Source organism: Buttiauxella gaviniae ATCC 51604 (assembly GCF_001654835.1).
Taxonomy (GTDB): Bacteria; Pseudomonadota; Gammaproteobacteria; order Enterobacterales; family Enterobacteriaceae; genus Buttiauxella; species Buttiauxella gaviniae.
Genome location: NZ_LXEP01000004.1, coordinates 133,130 through 154,702, shown reverse-complemented (window position 1 = coordinate 154,702; position 21,573 = coordinate 133,130). Strand labels below are relative to the sequence as shown.

Here is a 21,573-nt window from a genome sequence, read left to right as displayed (position 1 = left end):
TTGATCTAAAACAACATAATCAACAGGGATAATTCGGTGAGAGGCATAACGATGAGACGCCTGGCATTACTGCTGTCAGCCATCATGATGAGTAGTGCCGCATGGGCGGGGTCGTGGAATATTGGCATTCTGGCGATGCGTGGCGAGGTGCAGACTTGCAGCCACTGGCAACCGTTGGAAGCCCTCCTCAATCAACAATTGCCTGGCGAGGAGTTTCATATCCAGCCGCTGGATCTCCATCAAATGCAGGAGGCGGTGAACCGTAAAACGGTGCAGTTCGTGGTGACTAACCCCGCGCAGTTTGTGCAATTGAACAGCCATTCACCATTACGCTGGCTAGCCTCTTTGCGTTCCACTCGCGGCGGTAAAGCGGCGAGCAATGTTATCGGCAGTGCTATCCTGGCCAGGCGCGACAGCGGGATCACCTCGGTACACGATCTGATCGGCAAAACGGTGGGCGCTATTGATGCACAGGCTTTTGGCGGCTATTTACTGGGGTATAAGGCGTTAAATGATGCCGGCATTCGCCCTGAAAGGGACCTGCAACTGCGTTTTACCGGCTTCCCGGCCGATGCCCTGGTGTATTTGTTACGCGAAAAAGCCGTTCAGGCGGCGATAGTGCCGGTGTGCCTGCTGGACAATATGGATAAAGAAGGGCTTATCCATAAAGAAGATTTTGTGGCGCTGATAAACCATCCTGCTCCCATTCCCTGTTTAACCAGCACACCCCTTTATCCCGACTGGTCTTTTGCGGCACTGCCGACGGTCAGTGATGAACTGGCGGACCGTGTCACGCGGGTACTGTTTAATGCGCCAGAAACCGCCCCTTTTCATTGGGGGGCTCCGGCTTCTACCAGCCAGGTTGAAGCGCTGTTACACGACGTGCGCCAGCATCCGCAACAGAGACGTTTGTGGCTGGATATCAAAAGCTGGCTGATTCAACACCAGGTCGCGATGGGCGCAGTTGCGCTGGTGTTACTGTTGCTCATGCTAAATTACATCTGGGTCATGCTGCTGGTGCGGCGGCGTGGTCAGCAACTGGAACGCAATAATGTACTGTTGCGCCAGCAAGAACAGGCACTGGAAACGGCAAGACAAATGAGTGTCCTGGGGGAGATGACCTCCGGTTTTGCCCATGAGCTTAATCAACCACTTAGCGCTATTCGTCACTATGCCGGGGGCTGCCTGATCCGCCTTGAGGCGCAGGATGAGCAGCATCCGTTGCTTCCCGCCCTGAAAGAAATTGACAGCCAGGCACAACGTGCAGCCGACACGCTGCGAAATTTGCGCCACTGGGTTAGCCAGGCACAGGGAAATCCAGTCATGACGGAGGAGTGGGGGCAGGTCAATATTCATGACGCTATTTTGCACGTCTGGCGACTATTGCGCATGGCGCAGAATTTCCCGGCAGTCACACTGCAAATGGAAGTGCATTCTGAGTTAACCGTGCACCTGCCGCCGGTCCTGCTTGAGCAGGTGCTGACGAACCTTATCCTGAATGCGGCTCAGGCGGGAGCAACAACGGTGTGGATTATGGCGGAGCATAAAAATGGCGGCGCGCGAATCACCCTGCAGGATAATGCCGGAGGGATTGATGAAGTGTTATTGCGTCAGGCATTCCAACCCTTTGTGACAACCCGCGAAGAAGGGATGGGATTAGGGCTGGTGATTTGCCAACGCCTGGTCCGTTACGGGCAGGGCGAAATTACTATCCAGAATCACAAAGCTCCGGATGGCCTGACAGGTGTGGCCATAGTGTTAGATTTCACGGACAGAGAGGAACGAAGCCGCGATGGCGATAATTCATTTGCTGGATGACGATGTGGCAGTGACCAAAGCCTGCGCATTTTTGCTTGAAAGCCTGGGGTACGATGTTCGCTGCTGGAATGAGGGGGCGCTATTTTTGTCTCAGGCCGAGCTTTACCAGACTGGCGTGTTGTTGTTGGATATGCGTATGCCAGTGATGGACGGGCAGGGCGTGCATGAGGAGATGTTGCGGCGCGGCAGTACGCTGGCGGTGGTGTTCCTGACAGGGCACGGCGATGTGCCAATGGCGGTGGAGCAAATGAAACGCGGCGCCGTCGATTTTCTGCAAAAGCCCGTTGCGGCAAAGCCCCTTCAGATGGCGTTAGAGCACGCGCTACTGGTTTCCGCACAAGAGTTTGACCGGCAAAAAATTGTTACCTGTTATCAGCAACTCACCCCCAAAGAGCGGGAACTGGCAGGGCTTGTGGCAAACGGGTTACTCAACCGCGAAATTGCCGACAGCATGAATATTGCGGTGCGCACAGTAGAAGTACATCGCGCCCGCGTAATGGAAAAAATGCAGGCAGGCAGCCTGGCCGAACTGGTAAACCGTTTGCAGCAGGTTCGCGAATGACTGGTTGCGGTAGAAACGAAAAAGCCTGGTTTATCCCCTGAGACAGCAGTTTGCGGATACCATCACGTTGCTGTCAGGCTTCTGCAAGAGACAATGCGGGATAAGTCCCTAAACCAATGCGAGATTCTTTGCCGTTAAAGCGATATTTGAGATACCAGAGACGGGAACCGTCGGGATTGAAAAGCAAATAGAAAACCTGAGCATCGCTCAGTTTGAAGAATTTATCAGAAGGTTTGGAACTGGGGATTTTAGAATCATTTTAAGACATTTGGTGGTCACTTCACAATCGAACCGGATAGACCCCATATCTGACCACCATTTTCGCACGATGCATGCAGACAAATGAAAACACATCGGGAAGGTTTTTCACGCTAACTTATTGAATCAAAATCATATATAAATTCGAAAAGATGTCTAAAAACAAAAAAGCCCGCTTAAGTTTCCTTAAGCGGGCTTTCGAATTTGGCTCCTCTGACTGGACTCGAACCAGTGACATACGGATTAACAGTCCGCCGTTCTACCGACTGAACTACAGAGGAATCGGTTAACGGGGCGCATATTAGCGATGCGCTTCGGGGTTGTCAAAGCCTGTTATCACACTGCTGGTTTGTTTGCTGATAAAACAATCAAACCTGGCTATGCAGGCATGCAGACATATCTTTACAGCACATCAGTTGCCAAACGAGAACGACTGGTTAAGATATGCGGTTCATATAGTGCGAGGGATTCATGTTTAAACGGAAGCATTTTGCAAAGTGGTTTTTATTGTTGGCATGTCTGGTGGTGTTAGTTTGCACCGCGCAGCGCATGGCGGGATTGCACGCTTTGCAAATGAAAGCTGCCCAAAGCGTCATGCTCTCGCAAAGCAGCAATTCTGAAGTTGAAGATAACGCATCGATTACCCCTTGCGAATTGAGTGCAAAGTCATTACTTGCCGCACCTCCAGTGTTGTTTGAAGCTGCATTTTTTGTTTTCAGTCTACTTCTGGCGCTCATTGCGCCATTACAAGCTGAACGATCATCTGTTTCTCCCGCCAGGGCATTTAGTTCGCCCACCCTAAGAGTCCATCTGCGATTCTGCGTTTTTCGTGAATGAAACACCGGCTGTTTAACACAGTTCGATAATTCATTTACGGAGAAAAAATATGTTGAGTCTTTTTAGGCGAGCGTTGCTCTGCCTGCTACTGCTATGGCTGCCATTTTCGTGGGCTGCGGAACCCGGCTGGCTTCAATCTACGGATAATCAACACGCCAGCGTTCGGCTGCGTGCAGATACTTCACAGCCAGATGAAACTCGCGTCCTGCTAGATGTGAAACTTGAAGAAGGGTGGAAAACCTATTGGCGTTCGCCGGGTGACGGTGGCGTTGCGTCGACTATTGTCTGGAGCGAACCCGTGAAATCGGCCCAGTGGTTCTGGCCGATGCCGCAACGTTTTGATGTGGCGGGCATTACCACTCAGGGTTACCACAACGCGGTCAGTATTCCACTGGCGCTTGATGGTGCATTTACAGGGAAAATCGCAGGTGTACTTACCCTCTCGACCTGCAAAGATGTCTGCCTGCTGACAGATTTTCCCTTTGAAATCACACCAGAGAATGGCAACGCAGCATTTGCCCACGATTATGCACAAGCGATGGGTAAAGTGCCGCTTTATAACGGGCTAACCGATAGCCTGAAAGCTGGTTATCACAGTGCTGAGCTGGTTGTGCAGGCCACACGTTCCGCAGGTTGGCAGAAACCCGAGCTGTTTTTTGATATGCCAGAGGATGCCAGTTTCGGTAAACCAAAATATCGTGTCGAAGGTGAAACGTTATGGGCAACGGTACCAGTTAGTGATGGTTGGGACGGCGCCGGACCCGATCTACGTGGGCGCAATCTCTCTTTGGTTATCGCCGATAATGGCATTGCTCAGCAAAGCAATGTCACGATAGCTGAAACGCCAGTTGTACCTGAGGCAGGAGGCGACTTTGTACTCTGGCAAGTGTTACTGCTGGCCATGGTGGGTGGGTTCATTCTTAACCTGATGCCATGTGTGTTGCCGGTTTTGGGAATGAAACTCGGTTCTGTGTTACTGGCTGAAAAACAAGAAAAGCGCGTTATTCGCCAACAGTTCCTCGCCTCATTTGCCGGTATTCTCGTTTCGTTTATGGCGCTGGCGCTATTAATGACGGTACTGCGTTTGACAAACCAGGCGGTGGGCTGGGGGATTCAGTTCCAGAATGCCTGGTTTATTGGCTTTATGGCCGTAGTGATGTTGGTGTTCAGTGCCAACCTGTTTGGGCTATTTGAATTCCGACTTTCCTCAAAAGTGACAACCAGGATTGCTACGCAAGGTGGCAATGGCATAAGTGGGCATTTCTGGCAGGGAGCGCTGGCAACGCTGCTGGCAACACCTTGCAGTGCTCCATTCCTCGGCACAGCCGTTGCCGTGGCACTTGGTGCATCGTTGCCAACATTGTGGGGCATCTTTATAGCACTTGGTGTGGGAATGAGCCTGCCATGGCTGCTTATTGCCATGCGCCCTTCATTGGCATTACGACTGCCGAAACCCGGGCGTTGGATGGTCTGGTTGCGCCGCATCCTGGCAGTGATGATGCTGGGCTCAGCTTTATGGCTGGTTAGTCTGTTACCGGTGCATTTTGGGTCAGCAGTAAATACTCCCGTTAAAGAAAATATTGCCTGGCAGCCGCTAAGTGAACAGGCAATTCAGGATGCAATCGCGCAAAACAAGCGTGTGTTTATTGATGTCACCGCCGACTGGTGTATCACCTGCAAAATTAACAAGTTAAACGTCCTTTCCCGTGACGACGTGCAAGCGGTATTGCAGCAATCTGATGTGGTTGCGCTGCGCGGTGACTGGACACTCCCTTCAAAAGAGATAACCACATTCCTCAAACAGCGTGGGCAAGTTGGTGTGCCATTCAACCAGGTCTATGGACCCGGCACACCGGAAGGAAAAGCCCTGCCAACTCTGTTGACACGAGATGTCGTATTGAACGCACTAAATGATGCGAAAGGAGATAAAAAATGAAAATGATCATGACGCTTGTACTGCTGTTGGCGACCACTTTTGGTGCCACTGCCGAGACGCAACCTAATAATGAAGAACAAATACAGCAGATGATCTATCAAGCGTTGTATCACGATCCTGCCAGCCCAAGGATTGGTGCAACTTCACCGAAATTAACCATCATTTCGTTTACCGACTACAACTGCCCGTACTGTAAAAAATTCGACCCAATGCTTGAGAAGATTGTGGAGAAGTATCCCGACGTGGCGGTAGTGTTCAAACTGCTGCCATTTCGTGGTGAATCATCATCGCTTGCTGCGCGTGTCGCCTTAACAACCTGGCGCGAGAACCCGCAGCAGTTTCTGGCATTGCATCACAGTTTGATGTCGAAACAGGGTAATCACACCGCAACCACTATTGATGCCGCGTTCGTCAAAAGTGGGGTGACAGTGGTTAAGCCGGATGAATTGAGTAGGGAAACACTGAGTCTGAACCTACAGCTGGCTCGGGTCGTCGGTGTGGAAGGCACGCCGGCAACGTTGGTGGGTGATACTTTACTGGCAGGGGCAGTACCATGGGAGTCTCTGGAAACGCTAGTAATAGAAAAGCGGGCACAGGCCAATGAAAAGTAAATTAAAGCGCTGGGGACGGGAAGCGTTGGTGATGATGGTTGTCCTCATCACCATTGTCTTTCTGATGGACTGGTGGCGAGCGCCGAAAATGCCCACGACATTCGACAGCACACCACTTCATACACTAGATGGCCAGGCAGTAGTGTTGAGCGCGTTGAGTGAAGATCGCCCATTACTCCTTTATTTCTGGGCCAGTTGGTGCGGCGTGTGTCGCTATACAACACCTTCTGTTGCGCAGTTGGTGGGAGAGGGAGAAAACGTGATGACAATTGCGCTACGCTCAGGCGAACCTCAGGATGTGACGCGTTGGTTAGCCCAAAAAAAGATCCATCTTCCAGTGGTCAATGATGCCTCAGGAGAGTTATCTCGCAACTGGCAGATTGGTGTCACGCCTACGTTGGTTGTGCTTTATAAAGGAGAGGTTGTCTCGTCAACGACCGGATGGACTACGCTTTGGGGAATGAAACTACGTCTTTGGTGGGCCTCATTGTAATGGCATGAACAGGCGCACCGTAATGGTGCGCCAATACCTCTAATGGGGCATAAGAGAACCACTGTTTCAAACTCATTTTTCCTCGTTTTAAATCACTTTCGCTTATTATCCAGCTTGTTAGCACATCTGGTCGGATGTTTCTCAAAAGTGGCAAGCATATTGCAATTCTTAGAAAGACATCACTGCCGAGACTGGCGTTGGCATTCCGTGTAGGGGGCAAAATGAATTTAAGACGACTGAAGTACTTCGTGAAAATCGTCGATATTGGTAGCCTGACTCAGGCCGCAGAAGTGCTGCATATTGCGCAGCCGGCGCTGAGCCAACAAGTTGCTACCCTTGAAGGTGAAATGGATCAGCAGCTGTTAATTCGTACCAAACGCGGCGTAACGCCAACAGAAGCAGGAAAAATTCTCTATACCCATGCGCGGACTATTCTGCGCCAGTGTGAACAGGCTCAATTAGCGGTTTGCAATGTGGGCCAAACTTTAGGTGGCCAGGTTTCTATTGGTCTGGCTCCCGGTACCGCAGCTTCTTCAATTACCATGCCTTTATTACAGGCAGTACGTGCGGAATTACCCGACGTGCTGGTCTATCTGCATGAGAACAGTAGTTCTGTCCTGAATGACAAGCTGTTAAGCGGCCAGCTTGACATGGCGGTCTTGTATGACCGTTCTCCAACGGCGGGCATCATCAGCCAACCGTTACTTAAAGAGGAGTTGTTTCTGGTCGGCACCCGCGATTGTCCAGGTCAGACAGTCGATCTTTCTGCGGTTGCCGAAATGAACCTATTCCTGCCGCGTGACTATAGCGCCGTACGTAAACGCGTGGATGAAGCGTTCTCACTACGCCGCCTGACGGCAAAAATTATCGGTGAGATTGATTCTATCTCGACGCTGACGGCGGCAATTGCCAGCGGTATGGGGGTAACAGTGTTGCCAGAATCAGCGGCACGCTCGCTGGTGAGTTCGGCAAACGGCTGGATGGCGCGTATCACCAGCCCATCCCTGAATTTACCACTCTCGGTGAATTTATCGGCCCGTACCGCGCTGACCCCTCAGGCGCAGGCAGTAAAAGACATTTTGATGTCGCTGGTGGTTCGTCCTGCACAGGAAAATCGCGAACTGCTACTGGTAGGGTGATTCGGCTTATTGCTAAATCGAATAAGTTGCTGGTTTTTATTATTTGTTATATCGGGGTTGCCACTTTAACAATAGTGTAAAGAATGGTTATGCCCCGGGGGCAATGTGAACTTCCAGCAACTCAAAATCATCCGCGAGGCGGCCCGGCGGGACTACAACCTGACCGAAGTCGCCAACATGCTTTTCACTTCGCAATCGGGCGTAAGCCGCCATATCCGCGAGCTTGAAGAAGAACTCGGTATCGAGATTTTCATCCGTCGTGGTAAACGTTTATTGGGCATGACAGAGCCGGGTAAAGCCCTGCTGGTGATTGCTGAACGTATTCTTAATGAAGCCAGTAATGTACGTCGTCTGGCTGATGTATTTACCAACGACACCAGCGGTGTGCTCACAATTGCTACCACACATACTCAGGCACGCTACAGTTTGCCGTCGGTTATCAAATCGTTTCGCTCATTATTCCCTGAAGTACGCCTTGAGCTAATCCAGGGGACGCCGCAAGAAATCGAGATGCTGCTACATAATGGTACGGCAGATATTGGTATTGCCAGTGAGCGCTTGAGTACCGATCCCTTAGTCGTTGCTTATCCGTGGTTTCGCTGGTCACATACTTTATTGGTGCCGCGCGGTCATCCACTGATCCATGCTAATCCTCTCACGCTTGATGATATTAGCCATTGGCCGATTATTACCTATCGCCAGGGGATCACTGGCCGTGCGCGCATAGACGAAGCCTTTTCCCGCCGTGGTTTAACGCCGGATATCGTTTTGAGCGCGCAGGATTCTGACGTGGTGAAAACTTACGTTGAGCTGGGATTGGGTATCGGTCTGGTGGCATTTCAGGCAAGCAGCGAGGAAGGGGAGTTAGTCAGACTCGATACTCGTCATCTTTTTGACACTAACACCGTATGGCTTGGATTGAAGCGAGGTCAGCTACAACGGAATTATGTCTGGCGCTTTATTGAGCTGTGCAATCCTGAGCTTTCTGTTGCCGACATTAAAAGACTGGCGCTAGAGCCAGAAGAGACGGTATTGGATTATCAAATTTGATTCCCTTTCACTGGTTAATGCATCAATATTTGCACGCAGTAGGGGCTTATTTGCTCGAACCGTGATCGGTACGGTGCAAAATTCAGCAAACGGAGTGCGATGACGGAAAATTTCATTGACTCATCGCGTCAGGTAAGTAGAATGCAACGCATCGAACGGCAGCACAGCTTGCCAGAAGATAGTAAAATCAAATGATTAGCTTTAAGGTTAATTGATTAGATTTTGCGGGAATAGCTCAGTTGGTAGAGCACGACCTTGCCAAGGTCGGGGTCGCGAGTTCGAGTCTCGTTTCCCGCTCCAAATTTATGTAGCAGAGTTTCTGTTACAGCCTGCGAAGGTAAAAGGTTTTGGCGCGTTAGCAAAGCGGTTATGTAGCGGATTGCAAATCCGTCTAGTCCGGTTCGACTCCGGAACGCGCCTCCACTTTCTTCCCGAGCCCGGGTGGTGAAATCGGTAGACACAAGGGATTTAAAATCCCTCGGCGTTCGCGCTGTGCGGGTTCAAGTCCCGCCCCGGGCACCATGGGAATAAAAGTAATAAAATCAATGATAAAGCAGTGTCGTGGAAACCACCTTCGGGTGGTTTTTTACTTTCTGCAATTTGAGTCAATGGCGATGGGGTGGCGACAGACTTTTAGACTGTGCTATCCGTGCAAATGAAACCCGCAACCTGCGGGTTTTTTTACGCCCAAAGAAAAACGAGCCCGGAGGCTGGGTTCTTGTGGTTGCTGTTGGATTGTCGGCTTCCTGGTACGCTATATTTCAATTGCCCAGCATAGCTGCCTGTCGCGCTTTTTTTTATGTCAAAAAAACCTGACAGCCTATTAGGATTTTAGGTCGTCAGGTTGTTGCGCGGTTTCTGAGTAAAATGCGATTACTAACTTAATATTAAATTACAGTTCTGCTTGCTCAACGGGGATAGGTTTCCCAATATGGTATCCCTGTAACCAATCGATACCCATCTCAGTTAGCATTTTCGCGATTTCTTCATTTTCGACAAACTCTGCAACTATTTCCATATTTTTTAATTTCGCCATTTCGCAAAATGATTTAACGGCACAGTAGCTAAATGGATCATCAATAATGTTTTTGATAAAAGAACCATCGATTTTTAAAATGTCTGCATTCAGAACACGTAATCTGTCATAACTTGAGGAGCCTGTGCCAAAGTCATCAATGGCAATTTTACTGCCCGCATTGCGCAGACTCCTCAGGATGTCTGAGACATTTTCATTATCAAGAATTTCAGACTCAATAATTTCAAAAATAATACGGTAAGGAGCAATGCTGTACTTCTTGAATAATGTAGAGACATTATCCAGAAAGTCTGTTTGGTAAAGTGACTCTGGCGTCAGGTTGATTGAAAAATAACAATCAGGATCAGAGATTTTTCGGGTCTGCATAAAGCGGAAGGTCTGTTCTATTACCGTGATATCCAGTGCAGGCAGCAGGCCACCTTTGCGGGCCAGGGGAAGGAAGGTATCCGGGAAAATTAATTTTCCATCTGCTGTTTTGAGGCGAATAAGAATCTCATGGTAATGAATTTTACCCCGAACAGAGATGACGGGTTGCGCAGTGAGCACCGTGGATACAATGGGCTGTGCCATAAGCAACAACGATTGTCTGTCGATAGCTTGTTGCAGAACATCGCGTATCATCCCTGATTCAACAATGTTATCACCAGGAACTGTTGGGCTCAGAGATAACGGTCTTCCATGCAACAAAGAAATATAACTGTTAATATTTAACTGTTTTATTGCTTCTGATAAATTGCGAATGATTCTTTTATCACTAGTATAGGCCACCCCACAATTGAGCCCGAGGATAGATGTTTTCCATTGAAAGCGAAAAACCCTGAGTGATCTGTAAAATACTGGGACGTCCGGTAGCGTGTTCAGTCTTAGAATTATACCGTGACCAGGGCTGTAATAAACCTGGTCACAACATGGCAATAAACCTGTTATATACGAACTTAACGCTTTAACAAATTCAAAGCGAAACTCCACACCATAAGTCTGTTCAAGCTCATTTAGCTCTGGGCAACGAATCAGGCATAATGCTTCTGCTGAGTGTTTATCTATATCCATACTCAGAGCCTGAAAATTTAGAAGCCCAGTGTTTGGCTCGGAGCGATATAATCTACTGACATGTTGGGAGTATTTTAGGTTATGCGCAGATATCACTCCTGTAGCAACAATTGTCAGGGAGAAAATGAAAATAGTTGTGGATGATATGATTAAGCTGTGTAGATGGTTGGCATCTGTAAGCGTATTTGCTATTGAAATATATCCATCAATATAATTTCCCAGCAATGCCAGTATGATAACCCATACAGGAGCTACCAAAGCATGCCCAATACGTACTGTCCCCCATAACATTACCGGCAATAACCACAGTAAAGAATAGTCGGTAAAAAGCAGTGTATTGAGATTTTCTGAAATCAGGCAGTACATAATTATGAGCAGTAAAAGCCACCAGATTGCCTGATATAAAATGGCTGGGCCTGATTTTACTGATGCCCTTACGTGTCTTAAATATTGAAGTCCCCATGCAGGTTTATGGCAGACCCGAAGCAAAAGATAGCAAAAGGGAATACCCGTAATACAAGAGTTCATCATCCATTGCAGGTTAATCAGTGTCTGCACTGTAAAAATTTCAGTGGCTGACTCTGGATCAAAATAAGTCTGAAGTGAGTGTTGAAAAAATATATATAACAGAGAGTTGCAGCAGACAAGCCAGCCTATGCGCCGCGGAGTTAACTGGCTACGCCCAAAACTGACCGTACCACGTTTTCCCGTGTTCCAGTAATACAGTAACTGACTGATTAATGCTGCTAGCAGCTGGGAAGTGAGTGTCAGTTTCGCTGATAATGGATGACTATTGATCGAATAAAGGAAAAATATCCCTAGTATAGGAAGCGCCTTCTTTCTGTATAACACTAGCAAAGCAGAAATCAGCGGCAGTGTAAGGTCATAAAACCGGATTGTTGCATCTGCAATATGTTCCTGAGCGGTAAGGGACTCGGCCAGAAACTGAAAGATGAAAAATGCCACACCGGTACAAAAAGGGCCTATCATTCTTTTCAGTAAAATATCATCTTTGGCTTCTGCCAATAACATGCTTTATTCTCTGCTTAATAAGTTTATTTTTATAGTTGGATATATTTAATGTGTAAAATTACACATTAAATATGCCCGCAATCTCAGAATATTTCTTTACTGCAACATGAAGGGGTGATATGCCGTCAAAAAGTTGGTTCTACATCGGATTGATAAAACCATCGTAATTAGCCACCCAAACAGATGAAAGAGATGTTTCTGTATCACATAAATAATCGTTCAAAACGTTCAATGAATCAATATAAAAATATTTTGTGATAGTTTTTTAAGGTCATTAACTCTAAAAATAACAGTTAAGACCTATCAAAACATCAATTGTTAAATTAATGTTATTTAATGGTTTTGGTATGTTATATTGATGAGTTACACAAGCGCATGTGCAACGAAGACTCAATAAGTGATATCGGCGCACCAAGACTTTATCATTTTTCCTGGTTTAAATTTTTTCATATATTAACGTTAGTATTGGCTATGAATACTGATAATAAATTAATCACGAGTATTTGACTGTTTTATACTCAAAGCTTGTTTAGTTTGTGGTTTTATAATCGTACTCGTTTTGGCTTGCTGCACTTGTGCTATAGAGAAGACTGCTCTTTCCCCGCTATGGCTATCCAACGCCATCGCACTTACGTGTAAGTAGGCGACAACTCCCACCTTGAGCACCCTGATAATAAAATCAATGATAAGCCGTTCCGTCATATCACCTTTCGGTGGTTTTTGTTCTTTAGATGATCGGTATTTTATGAATCCATTCTGACAAATCTTTCATTCTTAGATGAATATCACGGCATACTACAGGCTGAAATCAATCGTATGAGTCTTTGCATCAACATTGACTTAAAAATCGCACAACTTCTGGAGAACTCAGTATGAATCAAGGGCCACTAAACGAAGAAGAATTGGAATGGCTGGATGATACACTCACTCAGTATGGTAACGATGACTCCGTACTGGATGTGTCCGAGTTGGATGGGATGCTCACTGCTATTCTTTCTGCCCCTGGAACGATTGAACTCACGCAGTGGCAAACTGCACTTTGGGGCGGCGAATCCCAGCTGCCTCATTGGGAGAGTGAAAAGGAGCAGCAACGCTTTAACGATCTCGCATGTCAGCATATGAACGATATTGCAGAACGTCTGTGTCATGCTCCTGATCAGTTCGAGCCGCTATTTGGTTTACGCGAAATTGATGGCAAGGAATACACCATTGTAGAAGAGTGGTGTTTTGGTTATATGCGTGGTGTAGAACTGAGTCATTGGGAGGCATTGCCAGAACAACTGGAAGCGGCGCTGGACACGATAGCTCTCCATGGGGATGAAGCGCACATTGCAAAGCTTGAGCAAATGACTGAGCAAGAATATGAAGCAAGTCAGGCAGCAATTGGTCCTGCTGCGTTACAACTGCATCGCTTCTGGCAAGAAAAGCGTGAGGCTGGGTCGGCGGTTTTACATTAATTACATGCAGCAAAGTCTTTCTTTTAATAACCAGGCAGCATTCGGTGTGCTGTCTGGCTTTTGAAAAAAACCTTCCAATTACCACAGCGAATTTCCATAAGTAAGTTAAAACAGCTTAAATCGCTGTGTTAACTTACTGTGGTAAAACAAACATCTACATGGCACATTTCACTATTCCTAATAGTGTTTAAAATAATACTAACCACTAACACCTTCTTTTACAATTCTTAACAAATTCCCTTGTATTCTTTACATTTATGATATAATCAAGATGGGAAAGGAAAGTATCAACAACGATAATTCAATGAATAACGAGTCTACTTATGCCGAGAAATTCTTTGAAATTTACCCATGGAGGGTATCCAGTATTTATTAAGTTTGCTGATTTTCTCTTTATAAACTCGATTTTAATATTGAGCGCATTTCTATTAGCCATGGAATCAGCAAGTACTGTTTTGATGCTTAGCTTTCTTTTTTCTACCACTTTTTTACTATTTGGCGAGTACACTGAGCTTTATCTACATAAACCTAAGAAATGGAGCATACGTGGTCAGCTAAGATTGATCCTGTGCTCATTTTTAACTATTGTTTTTGTTGAGTTTGTCAGATTTTTAGCTGGCGGACTGCAATCACTAGGTTATTTAAGAATTTTTGAGAATGGTTTTTTCCCAGCCACGCTCTTCTGGTATGCCATTCCACTGTTTTTACTCTATTTAATCCATTTAATTGTCCTTAAGTACTCAGCCAAGAAAAGCATACATGTGGCTATTGTGGGAGTTACAGACAATGGTCTGGCGGCCGAAGAGGCGCTTCTTAAGGAATACTCGGATATGAAACTGGATTTGGCTTTCTACGATGAACGTGATGTTTCAAGATTCAGCACACTTATAGGCCAAATCAATAGCCCCTTTAAGGGGTCAGTAAGTGGCCTTGTTGAAGAGGCCAAAGCGGGAAGGGTAGATGAGATCTATATCGCATTACCGCTAGTGGCATTAGAGAGAATTCGTCACTTTTTGTCGATGATGTCAGATACCACGGTTAATACTTATATCGTTCCTGATTTTAACTCCTACAGTACTCACATGTCGAAGTTGCGCTCTATACATAACTTGCAAACGATCAGCATCCTGAGTTCTCCGTTTGAAGGATTTGGTTCTTTTATTAAGCGTGCCGAAGATTTAGTTCTTGGCAGCATTATTATGGTATTGATTTCCTCACTGTTATTACTAATTAGTATCGGGATAAAACTAACTTCACGCGGGCCGATATTTTTCAAGCAAGACAGGTATGGTTTGAGTGGGCAAAAAATTAAAGTCTGGAAGTTCCGTACTATGCGCGTGATGGAAAATTCTGATACGGTGGTACAAGCAACAAAAGATGATCCGCGCGTGACTCGTTTCGGTGCATTTTTACGTCGCACATCACTCGATGAATTACCGCAGTTCTTCAATGTATTGCAGGGTAGTATGTCGATTGTTGGTCCCAGGCCTCATGCAGTCACACACAATGAACAGTATCGTAAGCAAGTCGAAAACTACATGATTCGCCATAAAGTTAAGCCTGGGATCACAGGATTAGCACAAATTAACGGTTATCGCGGCGAAATTGATGCACTTTATAAAATGGAAAAGCGTGTTGAATATGATATCGAATACATCCAGAACTGGTCGTTATGGCTAGATATTAAAATTATTATAAAGACTATTTTCAAAGGATTTGTCGGTAAAAATGCATATTAAATATTTTATTATTGCCGGAATGGTTTTATCGCCGCCGGCCATGGCAGATCTAACACCGAAATCACATATCGGCATTGCGGGTATTGATTTTCAGAGCAACGTTGGTGTGAATTATGGTTATGAAGATAATGTGACTTATCAGCCACATAAAAGAGATGCTATTGGTTCAAACTTTATCAGTGCTACACCTGAGTTGAGTTTAACTGGCCAACGGTATCAGGATAAATACTTATTAATGTACTCAGGTGATTATCGCAATTATAACAATGATTCAACTGATAATTACAACGACCATTTATTTCGTTTCAATGGCGCGTGGCGCTATGGGTTAATGCATGGCCTGATGTTAAATGTCGAAGATGCACTTGGACATGAAGACCGTGGTCGTGGCATTACTGAAGGGTTTATACCTGAACAATTTCAAGAATTTGGCGTTAATTCTCCATTAAGCACTAACTTATTAAATAGTGAACTGCGTTATAGTTACGGTGCTCCTGAAGGGCGTGGCAAAGCAGAAGTTGCGTTGATTTATAAAAAACTTCGTTTCGGTAATACGCAGGATGTGCAGAATACTGATAATGATTTTTACAACTATATCCAGCAGCAGGAATGGCATCAAAACAGCCTCGTTGCTGAAATTTTTGACCAGTACACATCGCAAACGCGATTCCGTTATAGCTTTATTACCAACCAGATCCATTATGATCATGCTTCTGAAAAAGACAGTGACGAATATTATTTGCTTTATGGAATAAAATCACAGGTTACTGGTAAAACTAACATCGATATGAACCTGGCATGGTTGTATAAAACATTTGAGAACAATCCCAACTCGCAGGATTTTAATGGGCTAAACTGGGATATTAAGGGCGAGTGGAAGCCGCTCAAACAATCTATTTTTACAGCACATACCTCACAACGCATTAAAGACCCTTCAGAAGTGGGGGGATATATTTTGGTTTCACAGTATGGCATTTCGTATCAACATTTTTGGTTCGATGACCGTTTCTCCACCTTGTTAGATTACTCGTACACCACAGAAGACTATAAGAAGCAAGATAAGGACAGAAATGACAAGGATGGTGTGTTCACCTTCACCATGAGTTATGACTTCAGGCCCTCTATTAACTTTGAGTTGAAATATCAAATAGATACATTGCGTTCAAATAAAGAGACCGATTCGTTTTATATCGGACCTGACGACGACAGAGAAGTCTTGAGAACGTTGGGTTATGACAATTCGCTGATTATGTTTACAGCTAAGGTGCAGATTTAAAATGAAAATAATGAAATTATGGGTATTTTTATTTTTCAGTGTGCTTCTGGCAGGATGTTCTGCATCTAAGCCGCCACTAATGGATAATCCTGATTCTGAATCAAAAGGATATCTGCTTGATGCAGGTGATGCCGTTAGTATTAATGTGTACGGCGAACCTGATCTAACAATGAAATTTATACTCGATAAAAGCGGAACTATTACTTTCCCTTATATTGGGCAACTCACGCTAAAAGGCAAAACTCCAGAACAGGTGAGTGCAGAGTTAACTAATCGTCTGCGAGGTGATTACCTGCAAAATCCAATGGTGACGGTGAATATTGCTGAGTTCCGAAAATACTATGTTTCAGGAGAGGTAAAAAATCCGAATGGATTTTCCTATGAACCTGGGCTCACAGTTGAAAAATCGATTGCGCAGGCCGGTGGCTTTACAGACAGAGCCGATCGCAAAGATATCAATATTCGCTTAGCTGGCACAAACCAATTGCTTGAGAACGTGGACGTAAGACATTCCGTTCACCCTGGTGATATCGTGATTATTGGCATGGGCTTCTTCTAACTATGAAACTATCAATAGTTGAAAATGGCAAGAAACGAGAAAGCTCTATCGATTTCTCCCGGTTTGCCAAGGAAATTAAAAGAAACAGTTGGAAAATCCTCCTCGGCGGTGTGATTGCTGGGGCGATTGCCTGGCCACTTATCAACATGATGACATCGAAATATGTCTCAACGGCGACAGTGCTGGTTAAGGCTCAGCCTGATAATGTCTCACCGTTCCCGCAAGTTGATGGCTATGACTCGACACGTAACGGCTACTACGAAACACAATATGCGTTGATGCAGTCACGTATTGTGCTTGCACAGGCCGTTCGAAATTTGAAATTGGATGAAAATCCAGATTTCAATGGCGTTAAATCAGACAGCAAAGATGCCAACACTCCCGAAAATCAGCAGCAACGCATTGATAATGCGCTGAAAACCATGCTGAAAAATCTCACTATTACCAGTATTCGCACGACGCATCTGGCATCTATTTCCTATGAGTCACCTTCCCCAGAAATGGCAGCAAAGGTAGCTAACGGTGTTGCGCAGGCGTTTATCAACTACACCGCTGAACAAAAGCGTATCAATACGCAGAAAGCTCGAGAAAGCAATCTGCAGAAAATGGACGATTTGCAAAAACAAATTGCCGTACAAAAACAGGCAATTGATGAATATCTCAATAAAGAAGGATTGTTGACCTTCCGTGGTGTAGATGGTTTTGAAACAGAGCAGTTAGGTATTGTGACTAACCGTTTGGCCGATGCGACCCAGCGCCGCGTGGCTGCTGAATCGCTTTACAACGAAGTTCGTAAAGGGACAGGAAAATCTCTCGAAGATGTCATTTCTCTCCCGGTAATTTCGGACCATGCGCAGATTCAGGACTTACGTATTGCCTTGATCCAGGCGAAACGTTCGCTTTATGAATTGCGTAAATCCTATGGGCCAAAGCATGCCAAAATTCAGGAGGCTCAGGCTCAGGTTCAGGCGATCCAGGATCAAACCTATAGTGTGCTGGGTGAGCTGGAAACTGGATTGCGTCAGCAATATCAAGCAGCGCTGGCAGATGAAAATAGCTACCAGAAACAGTTAGATCAGCAAAAAGAAATATTTCAGAAATTGGCAACCAAGCGCGATGGTTATAACAGTTTGAAACTGGTGCTGGATAAAACTGAAGAGTCATACAAAACGTTATATCAACGTACTCAAGAGCAGTCACTTTCGAGTAATTATGCTGAGGCGGATGCTGTATTGTATGACCCGGCAGTACCGGCTGAACGCCCATCCAAGCCTAATAAATCGCTGCTGTTTATTATGGTGGTTTTGTTAGCGCTGGCATTTTGCATCATGTACTTCATTGTGAAAGCCGCGATGGACAGCACGATTAACAACTTGAGCCAGGTGAAGAAGCGCTTGAACCTCGAACCACTCGGTGAGATTCGCCGCTATAAGGGGCTCGGGAGTCGTGCGCAAATCCGCGATATTATCTCTAATAACCCGCTCAATGCAGACATCATTCACAGCATCCGCACCCATATTATGTTGGATAATCGGCAGCTTCAGGCGATTACTGTGACATCAGCGGACCATGGTGATGGACGTACACTGCTGGCAAATCTGTTGGCTAACTCATTTAGCTTCGATCAAAAAACACTGCTTATCGACCTGGATTTTTACAATAACGAGGGTTTGTCGAGCGAACTTGCTAAGCCTTCCGCGCAAGGTGTTGCCGAGTTGCTTCGTGGAGAAGTTACCTCCGAAAATCTGATTGTTAAAGTGAATGAAAATCTTGATTTCCTGGCGCGTGGTAATGCGACAGTTTCATCATTGCTCATGCTGTCATCAGAGAACCTTGAGCACTTAATGCGCGAACTACGCAGCAAGTATCAGCGCATTATTATTGATGCTGCGGCGGTGAATCAGAGCCAGGATAGCCAGTTAATTAGTCGGGTTACAGATGGCCTGATATTTGTACTAAAAGCAGGTGCGGCACCAGCTGAGCACATTATCCACGCGCTGGATAAAATCGAAACCAATCAGACTGTTGTTATCGGCGTAGTCATTAATCAAGTTTTTGATAAAAATCTGGAAACCAAAGAGGGATTACGTTCACTCAACCTGCAAACTAACGAACTGATGAATGGCACAGGCCGGGTATGAGTTTACTGAAGAGCGCGTCTACAATTGCTGGTTCATCAGTCATTTCGCAATTGATTGGTGCGCTCTCTATTTGGTTGATTTCTCACAAATATGATCTGCCCGAGGTAGGGCTTTACGCGCTTAATTACAGTATTGCGCTGATTGGTGCCCAGGTATGCACATTTGCTTCGCAACTTTTGATTCCGAAGCAACAAGATGATGAACTGGCCCAAAACGTCGTGTTTTGTTTACTGCAAAGTCTGATTACTGCTCTCCCGTATGCTTTGCTAACTGCGTGGTTATTTGACCAGAATATCTTCTTCCTTTATTTGCTCACGCTTTCTAATACGTGGGTGTTGATATCGGAGAACTTATCGTTACGTACGGCTAATTTTGGCTTTTTAGTCTTTCAGAGAATATCTGTTTCCGTGGTGGTGGTGCTTTCTGTCATGCTCACCACACATGTTCAGGCATTCTATTGGGCATGGGCAGGTTCAATGATGCTTCTGACGATTGGCTGCATTCTTTGCGCATTTGATTTGCGCTCGGTGACATTACAGCATTTAAGTCCGAAAAATAATTTCGCGTTCTTTAATAAACACGTTCATCACATCACCAAAGTAGGTAGTGCTGAAGTGCTGGCAATGGCAAACGGTAATTTACCTATTATGCTGATTAACTTTTGGTTCTCTGCACTGACTGCAGGCTATTTTTCTATTGTGAGCCGTTTCTGTCTGGCTCCGGTGGTGATCGTTGGAAATGCCGTTCGCAATGCTATTTTTTCAAAATGGTCTATCGATTTTAGACATAACACCTTCAATTATGACGAGTACAAAAAAGTACGCTTGCTGCTGCTGGTACTGGGGGTTATTTGTACCTTAGGCGTATTTATTTTCTATCCGATAGTTATGCACCTTGGTTTTAGTGAAGATTGGATTAACTCAATTCCGACTTCGCGATATATGTTGCCTTATTTGTTCCCGGCTTTGGCTGTCTGCCCACTGACAGTGATTGAGCTTATTTTTGGCTCTCACCGTTACTTTTTACGCATTCAGTTTGAACAGTTGGCTATCGTGTTGATTTCGTTTGTTGTTGTACCCTATTTTTATAATGACTATGCCACATCAATCATTCTGTTCTCGGTACTAACATTCGTCCGTTATGCGTTTATTTATCTGAAGGTCAATAAACGCGCCAACCTCTTAAAAGACAGACCGGTTGTATTATGAATCTTAATACTGGGCACTATTTACAGACCTATTCTTTAATTACCCTTGTGTTTTGTGGGGGGGCTCAATATTTCACCGGCTTATTGTCGGTGCTGTGGATCCCATTTTTCCTGACATTGCTGATGTTTAGCCTGTTGATCATGCAAACGCGCTACGAAACATTACAGCTGGATAAGCAAGAAATAATTGTGCTCACGGTGTATCTCGTCTTCCTGGTCATGGCGGGGGTATCGACAATTTTGCAGGAAGGGGTAACGGATGCGATTGTCGGATTTAAAAATGAAATTGCACTATCTCTAATCATGCTCTGCCTGTTATTAGGATTCTGCCGTGAATCGCAGGTCTACCGTGTAACCAAAACTTTATACTGGGTATTTTACGCACAATTCCCGATGGTTCTTTACCAGTTGTTGTTTGTGGTTCCCCAGCGTGTGGCCACGTATGGTGAGGAAGATAAATGGGATTCAGTGGTTGGAACCTTCGGTGGTGACCCGATGGGCGGCGGTAATACTGCGGCCATGGGGCTGTTTTGCCTGCTGATTATGCTGTTGAAAATTTCTGAATTTAAGCACGGACTAACGACATTTAAATCAATGGCACTGCATATCATATTGGGCTTTGGCTTATGTATCGTTGGCGAAGTAAAATTTGTTATCTTGTTATCGCCAATACTCATGTGCTGGGTTTGGCTAATGCCAAGCTACGTTAAAGGGATGAGTAAAGTAAATCTAAAAGCATTGCTGCTGATTTTTGCAGGCATGGCTCTATTGATTGCGTTTGCGATACTTATCCTGGCTTCTGGTTATTCATCTGCCTTTGGTAGTGACCCAACAGAGAGTTCATTAAGTGTCTTCCTGTCGTCGTTAGACTACATTTTTGATCCCAATTATATTCTGCCATCAGGGGAGGTGGGCCGCTTTACCACACTGACTTTTTGGCTTAAAAATAACGATCTTTGGGGGTTGTCGGGCACGTTATTTGGCTATGGTCTTAATGCGACAAACAGTGGCAGTATTGTCTCGCAGGGTTTTTTAAACCTTACCTATAACTTGATTCTGGATTCGACCTCTTTAAGTATGTTGCTTTGGGAAGTGGGTGTAGTAGGAACTCTGCTATTTATTAGCCTAATTATTTATACGCTAAAAATCGTGCAGCCTAAGCCCTTGTTGGATCGCGAGAAATTAGATCAACAAGACCTCCAGTTACTGAGTTTCTCACCTGCTTTTAGTGTTTTTGTTATTAGCTGTTTATTGAGCCTACCCTATAGCCAAATACTCACAATTACCCCAATGCTGCAATTTATTTTTTATTTATCGCTGGGTTCGAGTCTGGTAATTCGTCGGTCCGTTTATCGTTATGCGGAGCAATAGT

The 21,573-nt window shown here is 45.5% G+C and carries 17 protein-coding genes, 4 tRNA genes and 1 pseudogene; 18 read left to right on the top strand and 4 right to left on the bottom strand.

The genetic code is table 11. The features are described from left to right. Positions 1 to 36 precede the first annotated feature (36 nt). Together ttrS and ttrR are read left to right on the top strand one after the other, a co-directional pair. Positions 37 to 1,818 (top strand): tetrathionate respiration histidine kinase TtrS, encoded by a 1,782-nt coding sequence (ttrS, locus tag M977_RS02850; RefSeq protein ID WP_157092026.1) that lies wholly within the window; start codon positions 37 to 39, stop codon positions 1,816 to 1,818. Next, on the top strand, positions 1,793 to 2,380 hold the full coding sequence (ttrR, locus tag M977_RS02845) for a tetrathionate respiration response regulator TtrR (protein WP_064512030.1): 588 nt from the start codon (positions 1,793 to 1,795) through the stop codon (positions 2,378 to 2,380). The genes ttrS and ttrR overlap by 26 nt, the downstream gene beginning before the upstream one ends. Before the next feature lie 76 nt (positions 2,381 to 2,456). On the opposite strand, the pseudogene M977_RS24180 reads toward ttrR, so the two are convergent. Together M977_RS24180 and M977_RS02840 are read right to left on the bottom strand one after the other, a co-directional pair. Further along, positions 2,457 to 2,627, bottom strand: a pseudogene (locus M977_RS24180) (Arm DNA-binding domain-containing protein); the annotation flags it as partial. 216 nt (positions 2,628 to 2,843) lie between these two features. Further along, positions 2,844 to 2,919, bottom strand: a tRNA-Asn gene (locus M977_RS02840). 190 nt (positions 2,920 to 3,109) lie between these two features. On the opposite strand from M977_RS02840, the gene M977_RS02835 reads away from it, so the two are divergent. The 9 genes from M977_RS02835 to M977_RS02795 all read left to right on the top strand — a co-directional run bounded on the left by M977_RS02835 (position 3,110) and on the right by M977_RS02795 (position 9,226). Beyond that, on the top strand, positions 3,110 to 3,475 hold the full coding sequence (locus M977_RS02835) for a hypothetical protein (protein WP_064512029.1): 366 nt from the start codon (positions 3,110 to 3,112) through the stop codon (positions 3,473 to 3,475). Between the two features lie 49 nt (positions 3,476 to 3,524). Continuing rightward, positions 3,525 to 5,411 (top strand): cytochrome c biogenesis protein CcdA, encoded by a 1,887-nt coding sequence (locus tag M977_RS02830; RefSeq protein WP_064512028.1) that lies wholly within the window; start codon positions 3,525 to 3,527, stop codon positions 5,409 to 5,411. Continuing rightward, positions 5,408 to 6,022 (top strand): DsbA family protein, encoded by a 615-nt coding sequence (locus M977_RS02825; protein WP_064512027.1) that lies wholly within the window; start codon positions 5,408 to 5,410, stop codon positions 6,020 to 6,022. The genes M977_RS02830 and M977_RS02825 overlap by 4 nt, the downstream gene beginning before the upstream one ends. After that, on the top strand, positions 6,012 to 6,515 hold the full coding sequence (locus M977_RS02820; RefSeq protein WP_064512026.1) for a protein disulfide oxidoreductase: 504 nt from the start codon (positions 6,012 to 6,014) through the stop codon (positions 6,513 to 6,515). The genes M977_RS02825 and M977_RS02820 overlap by 11 nt, the downstream gene beginning before the upstream one ends. 221 nt (positions 6,516 to 6,736) lie before the next feature. Beyond that, on the top strand, positions 6,737 to 7,654 hold the full coding sequence (gene nac, locus M977_RS02815) for a nitrogen assimilation transcriptional regulator NAC (RefSeq protein ID WP_064512025.1): 918 nt from the start codon (positions 6,737 to 6,739) through the stop codon (positions 7,652 to 7,654). A gap of 105 nt (positions 7,655 to 7,759) precedes the next feature. Then, a complete protein-coding gene (gene cbl, locus M977_RS02810) occupies positions 7,760 to 8,704 on the top strand; it encodes an HTH-type transcriptional regulator Cbl (RefSeq protein WP_064512024.1) in 945 nt (314 codons plus the stop codon). Between the two features lie 224 nt (positions 8,705 to 8,928). Next, a tRNA-Gly gene (locus M977_RS02805) sits at positions 8,929 to 9,004 on the top strand. 49 nt (positions 9,005 to 9,053) lie between these two features. Further along, positions 9,054 to 9,127 (top strand) — tRNA-Cys (locus M977_RS02800). Between the two features lie 12 nt (positions 9,128 to 9,139). Then, positions 9,140 to 9,226: transfer RNA gene (locus M977_RS02795), tRNA-Leu, on the top strand. A gap of 370 nt (positions 9,227 to 9,596) precedes the next feature. Here the strand turns inward: M977_RS02795 and M977_RS02790 are convergent. Beyond that, the gene (locus M977_RS02790) at positions 9,597 to 11,822 is read right to left on the bottom strand and encodes an EAL domain-containing protein (RefSeq protein ID WP_064512023.1); all 2,226 of its coding nucleotides are present in this window, start codon (positions 11,820 to 11,822) and stop codon (positions 9,597 to 9,599) included. Positions 11,823 to 12,311: 489 nt separating this feature from the next. Further along, complete coding sequence (locus tag M977_RS02785) at positions 12,312 to 12,524, bottom strand: hypothetical protein (protein WP_064512022.1); 213 nt, start codon at positions 12,522 to 12,524, stop codon at positions 12,312 to 12,314. Positions 12,525 to 12,694: 170 nt separating this feature from the next. On the opposite strand from M977_RS02785, the gene M977_RS02780 reads away from it, so the two are divergent. From M977_RS02780 to M977_RS02750, 7 genes are all read left to right on the top strand, one after another. Next, a complete protein-coding gene (locus M977_RS02780; protein ID WP_064512021.1) occupies positions 12,695 to 13,279 on the top strand; it encodes a UPF0149 family protein in 585 nt (194 codons plus the stop codon). Between the two features lie 323 nt (positions 13,280 to 13,602). Further along, the gene (locus M977_RS02775; protein ID WP_064512020.1) at positions 13,603 to 15,018 is read left to right on the top strand and encodes an undecaprenyl-phosphate glucose phosphotransferase; all 1,416 of its coding nucleotides are present in this window, start codon (positions 13,603 to 13,605) and stop codon (positions 15,016 to 15,018) included. Next, the gene (locus tag M977_RS02770; RefSeq protein WP_064512019.1) at positions 15,008 to 16,294 is read left to right on the top strand and encodes an outer membrane beta-barrel protein; all 1,287 of its coding nucleotides are present in this window, start codon (positions 15,008 to 15,010) and stop codon (positions 16,292 to 16,294) included. Before M977_RS02775 ends, M977_RS02770 begins: the two co-directional genes overlap by 11 nt. A gap of 1 nt (position 16,295) precedes the next feature. Then, on the top strand, positions 16,296 to 16,853 hold the full coding sequence (locus tag M977_RS02765) for a polysaccharide biosynthesis/export family protein (protein ID WP_064512018.1): 558 nt from the start codon (positions 16,296 to 16,298) through the stop codon (positions 16,851 to 16,853). Between the two features lie 2 nt (positions 16,854 to 16,855). Next, positions 16,856 to 18,994, top strand: a complete 2,139-nt coding sequence (locus M977_RS02760; RefSeq protein ID WP_064512017.1) for a GumC family protein — start codon at positions 16,856 to 16,858, stop codon at positions 18,992 to 18,994. Continuing rightward, complete coding sequence (locus tag M977_RS02755) at positions 18,991 to 20,202, top strand: lipopolysaccharide biosynthesis protein (RefSeq protein WP_064512016.1); 1,212 nt, start codon at positions 18,991 to 18,993, stop codon at positions 20,200 to 20,202. The genes M977_RS02760 and M977_RS02755 overlap by 4 nt, the downstream gene beginning before the upstream one ends. Further along, positions 20,199 to 21,572 carry a hypothetical protein gene (locus M977_RS02750; protein WP_064512015.1) on the top strand — a complete coding sequence of 458 codons (1,374 nt, stop codon included), beginning with the start codon at positions 20,199 to 20,201 and terminating at the stop codon, positions 21,570 to 21,572. Before M977_RS02755 ends, M977_RS02750 begins: the two co-directional genes overlap by 4 nt. The last annotated feature ends 1 nt before the right edge of the window (position 21,573 follow it).

What these genes read in the sequence shown, in the direction of transcription:
- M977_RS02825 (WP_064512027.1), top strand. Translation starts at nt 5,408, where the DNA reads ATGAAAATGATCATGACGCTTGTACTGCTGTTGGCGACCACTTTTGGT.
- M977_RS02755 (WP_064512016.1), top strand. Translation starts at nt 18,991, where the DNA reads ATGAGTTTACTGAAGAGCGCGTCTACAATTGCTGGTTCATCAGTCATT.
- M977_RS02770 (WP_064512019.1), top strand. Translation starts at nt 15,008, where the DNA reads ATGCATATTAAATATTTTATTATTGCCGGAATGGTTTTATCGCCGCCG.
- M977_RS02830 (WP_064512028.1), top strand. Translation starts at nt 3,525, where the DNA reads ATGTTGAGTCTTTTTAGGCGAGCGTTGCTCTGCCTGCTACTGCTATGG.
- M977_RS02760 (WP_064512017.1), top strand. Translation starts at nt 16,856, where the DNA reads ATGAAACTATCAATAGTTGAAAATGGCAAGAAACGAGAAAGCTCTATC.
- M977_RS02765 (WP_064512018.1), top strand. Translation starts at nt 16,296, where the DNA reads ATGAAAATAATGAAATTATGGGTATTTTTATTTTTCAGTGTGCTTCTG.
- ttrR (WP_064512030.1), top strand. Translation starts at nt 1,793, where the DNA reads ATGGCGATAATTCATTTGCTGGATGACGATGTGGCAGTGACCAAAGCC.
- M977_RS02775 (WP_064512020.1), top strand. Translation starts at nt 13,603, where the DNA reads ATGCCGAGAAATTCTTTGAAATTTACCCATGGAGGGTATCCAGTATTT.
- M977_RS02790 (WP_064512023.1), bottom strand. Translation starts at nt 11,822, where the DNA reads ATGTTATTGGCAGAAGCCAAAGATGATATTTTACTGAAAAGAATGATA.
- M977_RS02785 (WP_064512022.1), bottom strand. Translation starts at nt 12,524, where the DNA reads ATGACGGAACGGCTTATCATTGATTTTATTATCAGGGTGCTCAAGGTG.
- M977_RS02750 (WP_064512015.1), top strand. Translation starts at nt 20,199, where the DNA reads ATGAATCTTAATACTGGGCACTATTTACAGACCTATTCTTTAATTACC.
- M977_RS02835 (WP_064512029.1), top strand. Translation starts at nt 3,110, where the DNA reads ATGTTTAAACGGAAGCATTTTGCAAAGTGGTTTTTATTGTTGGCATGT.
- M977_RS02780 (WP_064512021.1), top strand. Translation starts at nt 12,695, where the DNA reads ATGAATCAAGGGCCACTAAACGAAGAAGAATTGGAATGGCTGGATGAT.
- nac (WP_064512025.1), top strand. Translation starts at nt 6,737, where the DNA reads ATGAATTTAAGACGACTGAAGTACTTCGTGAAAATCGTCGATATTGGT.
- M977_RS02820 (WP_064512026.1), top strand. Translation starts at nt 6,012, where the DNA reads ATGAAAAGTAAATTAAAGCGCTGGGGACGGGAAGCGTTGGTGATGATG.